Source organism: Companilactobacillus kimchiensis (genome assembly GCF_001438805.1).
Lineage (GTDB): Bacteria > Bacillota > Bacilli > Lactobacillales > Lactobacillaceae > Companilactobacillus > Companilactobacillus kimchiensis.
Genome location: NZ_JQCF01000015.1, coordinates 16,333 through 29,316, shown reverse-complemented (window position 1 = coordinate 29,316; position 12,984 = coordinate 16,333). Strand labels below are relative to the sequence as shown.

Annotated in this window: 10 protein-coding genes; 9 read left to right on the top strand and 1 reads right to left on the bottom strand. The window is 36.8% G+C overall.

All coding sequences use genetic code 11. The annotated features are described in order from the left end of the window. The first annotated feature begins 5 nt into the window (after positions 1-5). The 7 genes from IV57_RS08325 (at position 6) to argH (ending at position 10,242) form a co-directional block, all read left to right on the top strand. Positions 6-752 (top strand): MurR/RpiR family transcriptional regulator, encoded by a 747-nt coding sequence (locus tag IV57_RS08325; protein ID WP_057881062.1) that lies wholly within the window; start codon positions 6-8, stop codon positions 750-752. A gap of 150 nt (positions 753-902) precedes the next feature. Next, positions 903-2,297, top strand: a complete 1,395-nt coding sequence (locus tag IV57_RS08320) for a PTS sugar transporter subunit IIC (RefSeq protein WP_083488934.1) — start codon at positions 903-905, stop codon at positions 2,295-2,297. A gap of 424 nt (positions 2,298-2,721) precedes the next feature. Beyond that, positions 2,722-4,158, top strand: coding sequence for a 6-phospho-beta-glucosidase (locus IV57_RS08315; RefSeq protein ID WP_057881061.1), 1,437 nt, complete (start codon positions 2,722-2,724; stop codon positions 4,156-4,158). 1 nt (position 4,159) lies between these two features. Then, positions 4,160-5,059: an ROK family protein gene (locus tag IV57_RS08310; RefSeq protein ID WP_057881060.1), complete on the top strand. Its 900-nt coding sequence runs from the start codon at positions 4,160-4,162 to the stop codon at positions 5,057-5,059. Between the two features lie 125 nt (positions 5,060-5,184). After that, the gene (locus IV57_RS08305) at positions 5,185-7,491 is read left to right on the top strand and encodes a glycosyl hydrolase family 65 domain-containing protein (RefSeq protein WP_057881059.1); all 2,307 of its coding nucleotides are present in this window, start codon (positions 5,185-5,187) and stop codon (positions 7,489-7,491) included. A 127-nt stretch (positions 7,492-7,618) separates the two neighbouring features. Further along, the gene (locus tag IV57_RS08300) at positions 7,619-8,866 is read left to right on the top strand and encodes an argininosuccinate synthase (protein ID WP_275472415.1); all 1,248 of its coding nucleotides are present in this window, start codon (positions 7,619-7,621) and stop codon (positions 8,864-8,866) included. Continuing rightward, positions 8,863-10,242, top strand: coding sequence for an argininosuccinate lyase (argH, locus tag IV57_RS08295; RefSeq protein ID WP_057881057.1), 1,380 nt, complete (start codon positions 8,863-8,865; stop codon positions 10,240-10,242). Before IV57_RS08300 ends, argH begins: the two co-directional genes overlap by 4 nt. A gap of 90 nt (positions 10,243-10,332) precedes the next feature. On the opposite strand, the gene IV57_RS08290 is transcribed toward argH, so the two are convergent. Beyond that, positions 10,333-10,971 (bottom strand): SDR family oxidoreductase, encoded by a 639-nt coding sequence (locus IV57_RS08290; protein WP_057881056.1) that lies wholly within the window; start codon positions 10,969-10,971, stop codon positions 10,333-10,335. Between the two features lie 164 nt (positions 10,972-11,135). On the opposite strand from IV57_RS08290, the gene IV57_RS08285 reads away from it, so the two are divergent. Together IV57_RS08285 and IV57_RS08280 are read left to right on the top strand one after the other, a co-directional pair. Further along, entirely contained in the window at positions 11,136-11,486 is a 351-nt protein-coding gene (locus IV57_RS08285) for a winged helix-turn-helix transcriptional regulator (protein ID WP_057881055.1), read from the top strand. A gap of 343 nt (positions 11,487-11,829) precedes the next feature. Next, a complete protein-coding gene (locus IV57_RS08280; RefSeq protein WP_057881054.1) occupies positions 11,830-12,981 on the top strand; it encodes an acyltransferase in 1,152 nt (383 codons plus the stop codon). Positions 12,982-12,984 lie beyond the last annotated feature (3 nt).

Here is a 12,984-nt window from a genome sequence, read left to right as displayed (position 1 = left end):
ATTAGATGGCATTTTTTGGGTTTAAAGATATAGAGAAGTTGTCAGAGGTGGATATGGCGGTTTATCGTTATATTGTTGATCACGATGAGCAGGTGCCATATATGCGCGTTCGTGACCTGGCAACGGGGGCACATGTTTCAAATTCATCAGTGATGAGATTTATTCATAAGATTGGTTACAGTAGTTTTCCAGAATTTAAAGTGTCATTTAAAAGTGAAAATCAAGATCTAATGGAATCTAAGAGTGATATTTTAACAATGTTTACTCGGGATGCCTTTCCACAGAATATCGAAAAGACGATCAAATTAGTAGCACATTTAATGTTAGATGCTGACAATATTGTCTTTATCGGTATGGGTGCTTCAGGTGCCATTGGGGAATATGCGGCACGACAAGCATCATCTCTAGGATTTAATTGTTTTGCAGTTAAGGACCCTTATTACCCTTTGATTCAACAATTGAGTAATGCGTCTAATAATGTCTTGATTACGCTGTCAGTGTCAGGAAAAACGACAGAATTAGTCGAGATGTTAAATAATTTTGTTAATTCCGCAGATACCGTCCTTACGAGTATTACGGGGAACATTGAAAGTCCAATTGCTAGAATGGGACGTTATGCGTTGTCGTATAGTATTGAGGAAACCAGGATTCACAAATATTACGACCTTACAAGTCAAGTTCCAGCGGTCTATTTGGTTGATGGGCTGTTAAAAGAATTACATAGTCAAGATCTTGCTCGTCAATTACATTAAAATATCTACCTATGGTACACAGTGTTCCCAACTAGGAATATTAAGCAACCGTTAGGTACGAATAACCAAAGCGCTTACAAAGTCTTCACTTTTTGTAAGCGCTTTTTTATACTTAATGAGTAAATTAATTAAGGGGGGACAAATATTATGATGAATGGTTTTAATGCTTTCATGGAAAAACACATCGTACCGTTTGCAACGAAGTTGAATGAACAACGTCACATTGCTGCAGTTCGTGATGCTTTCATGTATACATTTCCAATAACAATGGCTGCTTCAATTGTTATTCTGATTAATAGTCTTATTTTTTCAAAACAAGGTTTTATTGCACAAATTTTATTCTTACCGAAATTTTTCCCACATTTGGAAGAAGCTCAAAAACTTTTAACTTCTGTAACTAACGGAACGATGAATATCATGTCGATTTTCATTGCTTATCTAGTTGCGAGAAATTTGGCCAAGCATTTCAAGGCCGATGACATGCTAGTCGGTATGACTGGTATTGCCGTCTTTATGATCATGTATACACCTTCAATTATGAAAGCTGGTGTTACATACTTACCAACAACTTACATGGGTGCACAAGGTTTGTTCGTTGCGATGCTCTGTGGTGGTTTAGTTGGTGAATTTTTACCAAAACTTACTAGAATTAAGAAACTACAAATTAAGATGCCTGAAATGGTTCCACCTGCTGTTGCACGTTCATTCAATGGCTTGATTCCAATCGTAATTGTAATCATGACTGCTTCAATCTTAAATTACTTGATTCAATTAGTTGCTCCACAAGGTATCAATGATGTTATTTACAAGTCGATCCAAACACCATTGACTCATATCGGGGTAAATATCTACGGTGTTATTATCATCGCTATCGTTCAAAACCTACTATGGCTTGTAGGTATTCATGGTCCAAACACTTTGAATGCTTTAAGATCAATTATCTTTACCGAAGCTGATCTATCAAACCAAACTTTCATTGCTGCTCATGGTGGTAGTACTGCCGGAGTTCCACATCCAGTTACTTGGGGAATTATGAATGATGTTTTCGCTAATATGGGTGGTAGTGGTATGACCCTCGGTCTTATCATTGCAATCTTCCTTGTTTCCAGAAGAAAGGATTACCGTACGATTGCTAAAATGGCCTTCGTACCGGGATTATTCAATATTAATGAACCATTGATGTTTGGTTTGCCAATTGTTTTGAACCCAATTATGGCAATTCCATTCGTCCTAACACCAGTTGTTAATATCTTGATCGGTTACTTAGTAACCATTGTACTGAAGTGGATGCCGTCGCCAGCTATTGGTATGACGTGGACCACGCCGGGACCATTGCTGCCATTCTTAGGAACCGGTGGTAATTTGGTCGGATTATTGATGGGATTTGTTTGTTTAGGAGTGTCCGTAATGATGTACTTCCCATTTGTTCTTGCTGCTAACAAGATGATTATTCCTGATGAAGATGAATCAACAAATGACAAAGAAAAAGAAATTGAAAAAGATGCTAAAAAAGAAGCACCTGCTGATGATACCGTTCTTTCTTAAGCTATCTTAAGTATGCCACTCTCCACAAGAAAGAAAAATTAGCTAGAGCATAGCAAGCACAATCTTTAAGCCCTAGGTATTTGTTTTCAATGTAGTATGGCTTAAGTCTACTAAGTAGGTGTTCAATTAAGCTACTATAAAATTTGGTTATAAAAATCAGATCAAAATATCAGATACATTAATCTGAAATAGGATATTTAATTAAAAAATAATAGATAGATTCACTAGTCTGGAGTAAAAAATCGATGGGCTAAATAGCCAGATTTTCCTTAGTTGGCGGATTCTGCCAACTTAGGAAAAGGCCAAGCTTTAAGACAACGTGATTTTCGTTGGCTTAAAGTTGTGCCGGCTATGTTCCAGCCCAATCGATTTTTTGCGGAAGACGGCATCAATACACAAACCAAATTAAAATCGGAGGCATTTCATGACATTAAAAGGACAAGCATTCCCGGATGGATTCTTATGGGGCGGGGCTGTGGCTGCTCACCAGCTTGAAGGTGGATATGACCAAGGCGGTAAGGGTTTAAGTACAGCTGATGTAATGACAATCGGTGCCAATGGTGTAGCACGAAAAGTTACCGATGGAATCGACCCCAATGAATTTTATCCGAACCACAATGCAATCGACTTTTATCATCGTTATCCCGAAGACATTAAATTGTTTGCTGAAATGGGCTTTAAAGCCTTTCGGACATCAATCGCCTGGACTAGAATTTTTCCCAACGGCGACGAAGCGGAACCGAATGAAGCTGGTTTAAAATTTTATGACGATATGTTTGACGAATGTTTGAAATATGGCATTCAACCGGTCATTACTTTATCCCATTTCGAAATGCCTTATCACTTAGTAAAAGAATACGGTGGTTGGCGTAGTCGGAAAGTAATTGACTACTTTGTTAAATTTGCCACAGTTGTTTTCAAACGTTATCAGCACAAAGTTAAATACTGGATGACCTTCAACGAAATCAATAATCAAACTGATTTTGAATCCAGTCACGCTTTGTTCACTGATTCTGGAATTATGCCTAAGGCTGATGAAAACAATGAAAGATTAATGTATCAAGCTGCTCATTACGAATTAGTTGCCAGTGCTGAGGCAGTAAAAATTGGTCATAAGATCAATCCTGATTTCCAAATTGGCTGTATGATTGCGATGACGCCAATTTACCCATTAACTTCGAAACCAGAAGATATCCTCTTTGCACAACGAGCTATGCAAACGAGATTCTGGTTCGCTGATGTTCACGCCAATGGATTTTATCCAAAATGGTTGTTGAATCGTTTTGCAGAGAAAAAATTAGATATTGATATCACTGAAGCTGATTTAAAAGTTTTACGTGAAGGAATAGTCGATTATATTGGCTTTAGTTATTACATGTCCTTTGCTGTTAAAGATACGGGTAAATTGGAATATAACGAAAGCCATGACCGAGTGGATAATCCTTATGTCAAAGCTAGCGACTGGGGTTGGCAAGTTGATCCTGTCGGTCTTAGGTATGCGTTGAACTGGTTTAATGATCGTTATCATTTACCATTGTTTATCGTTGAAAATGGACTAGGGGCAGTTGATAAAAAGACTGCCGACAATCAAATTCATGATGACTATCGAATCGACTATATGACTGATCATATTCGAGAAATGAAAAAAGCTGTTTTAGAAGACGGCGTTAATTTAATTGGTTATACTCCTTGGGGATGTATTGATCTGGTAGCTGCAAGTACTGGTCAAATGTCCAAGCGTTACGGTATGATCTATGTGGATGAACAAGACGATGGTAGTGGTTCACTTGATCGTTATAAGAAAGATTCATTTTATTGGTTCAAAGATGTAATTGAAACCAATGGTTCGGAGATTGAATAAAATGAAAAAATATATTGGAATTGATATTGGTGGGACCTCAGTTAAATATGGTTTGGTCGATGAGGATGGAATTGTTTCGAACAAAGCTAGTTTCAAAACTAAAGATACAGACCAAGAGGGTCTGCTGAATGATTTAGTTGCAGCGGTTGAAAAAATAAAATCCGTTGATGCAAATATTATCGGTATCGGAGTTAGTATGCCTGGGGTTGTCCAAGCGAATGGTTTCTTAACTACTTCTGGTGCTGTTACCTGTTTCACTGGTATCAATTTGAAAGAACTACTTGAAGCAAAAACTGGTTTGCCAACTAAGGTTGAGAATGATGCTAATGCAGCAGCAGTCGCCGAAAAATGGATTGGCTCTGCTCAAGGGATTCATGATTATCTCAGTTTAGTCTTAGGAACTGGTGTCGGTGGTGCTTTAGTGATCAATGATCAAATTTATCGTGGAGCACATGCTCGGTCTGGTGAGTTCGGTTGGATGATTGTTGAAGATGATGATATTGATGTGGAAATGGGAACTTTAAATTTCCGCGGTGCTACCGTGATTGGTTTGATTAGACGCTATAATCAATTTAGTGAGCAACCAGTTGACGATGCACGTTTGATTTTTAAACGGGCTGATGCCGGAGAGGCTCTTGCCAATAATATTTTGAAGAGTTATTATCACAGTTTGGCTAAAGGAATTATCAATCTTGAAGTTGCTTTTGATCCAGCTGTGGTTATTATCGGTGGAGGAATTAGTGCTAACACTGAATTTATCGATAACTTAAATAAAACTATTGAGGAAGTTAAAAAAATTCACAATAGTATCAAGAATTTAGACTTGCCACCTGTGAAAGCTGCTAAGCTCAAAAACGATGCCGGCATGATCGGTGCAGTCTATCAATTAATTAATGCCTAGATGAATGAAGACATACCGTCAAAAAGTATGTCTTTTTTGTTGCCATTTATAAAATAAATAATTATATTTGAAGGGAGAACGAATATGTGTTTAAACAAATGATGACTTAAGGAAAGATGATTAATATGTTATTTGGCGTAGATACGAAAAAAGATAATGATTGGTGGATCGGTAGTAATACTCCGAATACAAACAACCTTAGTAAATTTGAATCATTGCTTTTCCAAGGTAATGGCTATTTAGGTATTCGAGGGACATTTGAGGAACATTATCTCAATGAAAAGCGAGACATGTTTATATTAGGAACTTTTGATAAGTTTCAAGATGAACCTACCGAATTACCCAATTTACCTGATATTGTCAATTTGGAAATTAAAATCAATGGTAAAATTTTTAATTTGGATCAGGGTGAGGTTACTAATTATCAACGTGGTTTGAATTTGAAGAATGGTGAAGTAACTCGTTCATTTGATTGGAAGTTTGATAAAGAACAATTCAAATTTGAATTTCGACGGTTTGTTTCAATGGCTAACTTACATCTATTTGTTTCTAAGGTGACAGTAACCCCGTTGAATAATAATGTAAGGATTCAAATCAAATCGGGAATTGATGGGCAGATGACTAATAGTGGAACTCAACATTTGGTTGAAGGCAGCAAACGTTTATTTAGAGCTCGTTTTGTACAAATGCAGACGCAAACACAAGATTCAAAGGTTAAATTTGCCTTGACGGAATATCATCGTTTATTTTTGGATAAAGTGGAATTGTCATTGAATCCTCATTTGGAATTGAATCGGCGCCAAGCCTTTGCTAATTATTCAATCGGCGTTGAAAAGAATCAAACTTTGACCTTCGTGAAGTATGCCAATGTTTATTCCAGCACGGATAAGGATCTTAGATACGGCGTTGGTCGAGACTCAATTCATGAATTGGAACACTTAGGTCGGACCAGCTATGCGAGTTTGTTAGCTGAGTCTAGTCGAGTTTGGGAGGAACAATTTTGGCAAAAGAGTCTAGTCGAGATTAAATCTCATAATAATAAACCGCAAATTGCAGTTAATTATGCTCGTTATCAATTGATTTCTAATACACCGCACGATTTTGGAATGAATATCGGTGCTAAAGGGATGACAGGTGAGGGGTACAAAGGCCATGCTTTTTGGGATACTGAAATGTTTATGATGCCATTCTTTACTTTTAATTTGCCACAATATGCGCATAATTTAATGGAATATCGTTACCTAGGATTGATAGGTGCAGTCAAAAAAGCTCACCAAAATGGTTATCAAGGCGCTCAATATCCTTGGGAAGCTGCTATGCCAATTGACGCTGAATCTTCGCCACTTTGGGGTGGTGCTGATATTATCACAGGCGAACCGATGAAAATTTTATCAGGTGAAAGTGAATTACACGTGACTAGTGATGTTGCCTTTGGAGTTTCTCAATATTTGAGAGCAACCGATGATCAAAAATTTGCTAAACGTATGGGTGATGAGATCATTTTACAATGTGCTAAATTCTGGGCCAGTCGGGTGGAATGGAGTACCAGATTAAATCGTTATCAAATTACTGATGTGATTGGTCCTGATGAGTATAAGGAACATGCTAACAACAATGCCTTTACTAATTACATGGCACATTGGTGTATGGAAAAGGGTGCCAATATAATTGCTGATTTGCGCCAAAATGATATGGCAACATATACTTCTTTGGATAAGAAATTACCATTAGCGACTCTATTTAGAGATCTGATTGAGAAAGCTTCAATGATGTACTTGCCACAACCAGATGCTGAGAAAATTATTCCTCAAGATGACAATTATTTATCTTATAAAACCATCAATGTTCAAAAATATAAGGAATCGGATAATACTTCAGAAATTTTTAAGGATTTCAACTTGAAACAATTGGATAAGATCCAAGTTACCAAGCAGGCTGATGTCTTACTATTATTGAAACTTTTTGAAGATAAATTCTCTACAAGTGTTATTAAGAAAAATTGGTTCTTCTATGAACCTCGAACTACCCATGATTCTTCTTTGTCATACTCAACACATGCTATTTTGGCAAATGATCTTAGCTTATACGAACAAGCTTTTAGCTATTTTGAACATGCCTGTCAGATTGATCTGGGGACTAACATGCAATCGTCCGTTAAAGGAATTCATCTGGGGAGTATGGGTGGTATTTATAATACCGTGATTGAAGGATTCGGTGGGGTTAGAATCGTCGAAGACAATTTGTCTATTCAACCGCAGCTTCCTAAAACTTGGGAAACTTTGAAATATTCACTGATTTGGCAAGGTGTAAAAATTAAAGTTTTGGCCACTCAAGATTATTTTTCGATAGTATCTGATAGTAAATTTAAATTTATTTATCATGACAAAGATTATCAAGTTGAACCGAAGGAAAAGCTTACCATTGAGCTTTAGAGATAAAAAATTATATTATAAAAAGTTAGAATTTCTAATTTTCCTCTAATTTAGTTGTTGAAAATGAATTTTAATGGTGTTAATATCATTTTCATAAATTAATTTTTTTCTAATAAAGGGAGATAGTATTATGACAGAGACAAACAAAGTAGTTCTAGCATATTCAGGCGGATTGGATACATCAGTAGCGATTCCGTGGCTAAAAAATAAAGGATACGACGTCATTGCATGTTGTATTAACGTTGGTGAAGGAAAAGATCTTGAGTTTATCAAGAACAAGGCAATCGATGCCGGTGCGGTTGATGCCATCGCCATTGATGCTTTGGATGAATTCGCTGATGATTACGCATTAGTAGCTTTACAAGGACACACCCTCTACGAAGGTGTTTATCCGCTTCTCTCTGCTCTATCCCGACCTCTTATTAGTAAAAAATTAGTAGAAATTGCCCAAGAAAATGATGCAGTCGCCATTGCCCATGGCTGTACCGGAAAAGGTAATGATCAAGTTCGTTTTGAAGTTGCTATCCACGCTTTGGCACCAGAAATGACAGTGCTTGGCCCAGTTCGTGATTGGCACTGGTCACGTGAGGAAGAAATTAAATATGCTAGGGAACATAACATTCCAATTCCAATAGATTTGGACTCACCATATTCAATTGACGCCAATATTTGGGGACGTGCTAACGAGTGTGGAGTATTGGAAGACCCATGGAATGAAGCACCGGAGGATGCTTTTGACATCACTAATCCAATTGAAAAAACTCCTGATGAACCAACAAGTATCGAAATTAAATTCGAACACGGTGTTCCGGTGACATTGGACGGCGAAAAAATGAAGTTGTCTGATATGATCCAAGAACTAAATGTCGTTGCCGGTGAAAATGGTATCGGTAGAATTGATCACATTGAAAACAGATTGGTTGGTATCAAGTCGCGTGAAGTTTACGAAACACCAGCTGCTGCGGTCTTATTGAAAGCTCACAAAGAACTTGAAGATTTGACACTCGAACGTGATTTGGCTCACTTCAAACCATATATTGAAAAAGAATTGAGTGACACAATTTATAACGGATTGTGGTTCTCACCATTGATGGATTCATTGTTGGCCTTCTTGCATGAAAGTCAAAAGATGGTCAATGGAACAGTTAAATTAAAGCTCTTTAAAGGTACTATCTGGGTTCAAGGACGTAAATCACCTAATTCACTTTATGATAAAGATTTGGCAACATACACTTCTGCTGATTCATTTGACCAAGAAGCGGCACAAGGATTTATCAAACTTTGGGGTCTACCAACTCAAGTTTCTGCTCAAGTAGCCAATAAGGTTGCTGAAAAAAAGGCTAACCAAACTCACCAAACTGAGGTCAACCAATGAGCACAGAAAAACTGTGGGGTGGAAGATTCTCAGCTCAGGCTGATTCTTGGGTAGATGAATTTGGTGCTTCAATTAGTTTTGATCAGTTGATGGCTGATGAAGATATTGAAGGGTCTTTGGCACATGTCAAAATGTTGCAAAAGACCGGTATCTTGAGTTCAGATGATGTCAGTCAAATTGTCGCTGGACTGGAAGATATTCAAAAAGATCTTCACCAAAACAAACTCCATTTCACAGTCGAAAATGAAGATATCCATATGAATATTGAAAGTATTTTGACTGATCGAATTGGTCCCGTAGCGGGGAAGTTACATACTGGTCGTTCTAGAAATGACCAAGTGGCAACCGACTTTCATCTTTATGTTAAGAATCGTTTGCCTAAAATCATTGAAGAAATCAAAACGATTCAAAAGACTTTGGTTAAGTTGGCGGCTGAGAATGTTGAGACAATTATGCCTGGATATACTCATTTACAACACGCTCAACCAATTTCTTACGGCCACTACTTGATGGCTTACTATTCAATGTTGAAACGTGATATTGAGCGGTTTGAATTTAATGAAAAGCATACTGATATTATGCCTTTAGGTGCCGCAGCCTTAGCCGGAACAACCTTCCCAATTGATCGTCAATTTACCGCTGACGAATTAGGATTTGGTGATATTTATAGCAATTCATTGGACGCTGTGTCTGATCGTGACTTTGCTTTGGAATTCTTGAGTAATTCTTCAATTTTGATGCTACATTTATCTCGATTCTGTGAAGAACTCAGCATGTGGGTCAGTTACGAATTCAATTATTTGGAATTGAGCGACAAGTACACGACCGGAAGTTCTATCATGCCTCAGAAGAAGAATCCTGATATGGCGGAGTTGATCCGTGGAAAGAGTGGTCGTGTCTTCGGTCATCTGTTCGGATTACTTTCAACGATGAAATCTTTACCTTTGGCCTACAATAAGGACCTACAAGAAGATAAAGAAGGTGTCTTTGATACTGTCAAAACTATTTTGCCAGCTTTGAGAGTGTTCAATGGCATGATCTCAACTGTTAAAGTTAAGAAAGATAATATGTATAAAGCTACAACACATGATTTTTCTAATGCGACTGAATTGGCTGATTACTTGGCTACTAAAGGGATTCCCTTTAGACAAGCCCATGGTATTGTTGGTGAATTAGTGTTAAAAGGAATTCAAACGGGTAAGAATCTGCAAGATATTTCGATGGCTGAATTTAAAGAAATCTCACCTTTGATCGAAGAAGATGTCTATGAAGTCTTGAAACCAGAAGTTGCCGTCGCCAGAAGAAATTCTTACGGTGGTACTGGGTTTAAACAAGTTCAAGCACAAATCGATAAAGCTAAGGAAGAATTGAGCTAGATCCTTTTTTAATAGCAAAAATCAAAAAATTCTCTTCATTGATTGTATTATCAATTAATGAAGAGAATTTTTTTTGTTATATTTAGAATTTTACAGTGGTTTGATGTCAGATATTTTGGTAGTTCCTGCATATAGATTGAATGATTTATTATTAAACTTTTCATTCTTTAGTGCTTCTACAGTGACCAGGGCAACATCTTGTCTGGTTATTCTAGGATTGTTATTATTGATTAGATCGACTTCTTTTTTAGCTTTATCATCAGTTAAAATGGCAGGTCTGATGACGGTATAAATTAATCCTGAAGTTTTCAGATATTGTTCAGCATAATATTTGGCAATGTAGTATTGAGGTATGTCGTAAATACTCCAAGTTGCTCGATCTTCGGCTCCAGCAGCAGAAATCATGATGAATTTTTCAATATGATTCTTTATTGCTGCCTGCATGACTTTAACGGCACCGTCTAAATCGATCCACATTGCTTGTTCAGGATGTGCTTGGGATGCTCCGGAAGCAAATACGATTGAATCAATATCAGCTAATTTTTCAGCTATTTCATCAACGGTCATATTAACAATGTCAATAATTGCCGTTTCAATTCCATGGTTTTCAAATTCTGCTGCTTTTTTGGTTGATCGAACCCCAGCGACAACTTGAGTACCGTCTTTTTTAATTTCTGATAAGATTTGTGATCCAGTTCTACCAGATGCACCGATAACAATTGTTTTCATTAGTTTCTCCTTGGTATATTCTTAGGTTAATTAACTTACTTTATATATAAAGTAGGTTTTATTCTTTACCTTGTGATTCAAGATATTGAGAGTATATAACCCTATAATTACTTAAACAAGAAGACAAAATAATTACCGTAACGCACCTAAAGGAGTCTAACGTAATGATAAAAAGTGATTTGCTCAATGAAGTTTTTAATAAAAATTTATCTGAAACAGGATTTGGTTACACCTTAGATAAAATTGGTGGTAAATATAAAATCAGCATTCTGTATGTCTTGTCCTTGAAAAAGGGACCAATGAGATATAACGAGTTGAAAAGAGCTCTAGATTCAATTCCCTCAAAATCGTTAACAAATGCGCTCAATGGTCTAACTATCGACGGATTAATAGCTAGACATCAATTCCCAGAAATTCCACCTAGAGTAGAATACGATTTAACAGCAGAAGGTGAAACGTTGATACCAGTGTTGGATGCAATGTGTGACTGGGGAGAAGCACATAAGAATAAATAAAATTATGATTGTTTGCTTTAAAAATAGTCCTATATCAATTGGTTTGAATAATTCATGCCAATTAATATAGGACTATTTGTTTGTCTAAATATTCTATTGTCGTATTTAAATGACAATAGAAATGTACAGAAACCTAGTCTGGAGCAAAAATTGAAATTAGCTCCAAGTTGTGCCCAACACGTTCCAGCTAAATTTCAATTTTTGTGGAAGACGGCAGTGAACAAACCTAAAATAAGAAATTCATATATTAACCTTAATAAATCATCAAGACCCCACCACTACTAGGATGCTATAACTTATATATGCTTTTGAACAAGCAATAAATCGTAATAGAGGTGACGCTTTGGCAGAGGCACAGAAAAAAAGATATTTACATGAAGTGGATCTGATGCGAGTTGTTTTTATCGGTGGCGTGTTATTGAATCATACGACCACGGCTTTTAAGAATAACGTAGCTGATGGATCTGGAAGTCAGCTTTTTATCGAAGCAAGTCATTTGGCACTTCATTTTACCAGAATGGGTTTTATGTTTATGACCGGTCTGGTCTTAGTTCTCAATTATTACAATAAAGAAAATCATTGGTTCAGCTTTTGGAAAAAACGTTACATCAGTGTTGGAGTTCCTTATATCGGTTGGAATGCCATCATCATGTGGTTCACAACAATTACCGCTGGTGTTGCACTGAGTTGGCCGAACTACTTTAAAAATTTAACCGATGCCGTTATTCATGGGAATAAGTATTACATGTACTACATTCTCGTGACGTTCCAGTTATATCTGATTTTCCCGTTAATAGTTTATCTGTTTAAAAAATTACCGGATCATCATTTAGCCATCTTGATAACCAGTGCCATTATCCAATTATTATTATTGATCGGTATCAAATATTGGTTACCAGGTGTTAATCGTGACAGTTGGTGGTATCTCTTTCGAGCTTATGGAATGAACGTTTTAGTTTATCAATTTTATTTTATCGCCGGAGCATATGTGGCAATTCATTACGATCAAGTTGATAAATTCATTGAAAAATATCATCGCATGATTGGTTGGTCAACGTTAGTTTTAGCGATTGGTACAGTTGCCTTGTTCTTTGGAAATCTACATATTTTGAAATTAAGTATGAGTGCAACCGAATCAATTCACCAACCATTTATCTTTATTTATGACATCTTCATGATTGCCTTTGTTTTCTGGATTGGTCGGCAATATGCCCACGCTAGAAATCGTGGTCTACCTAATTGGTTAGATCGAGGTATCAAGAATATGTCAAAGGTATCTTTTGGAATTTACTTAGTTCAAACGATTCCACTTACAATGCTTTATGGAATTCTCAGCATGATCAAAGTTCCCTCAGTCGTCATGCTATTAATGTTACCGCTTGGGTATGCTTTTGTTCTCGGTGGAGCATTCTTAATCTCATGGTTCTGCTACAAGGTTCCTCCATTCGGAGTGCTGATTGGCAGACCACAATGGCACCTTAAAAAAGGAGTATAAAAA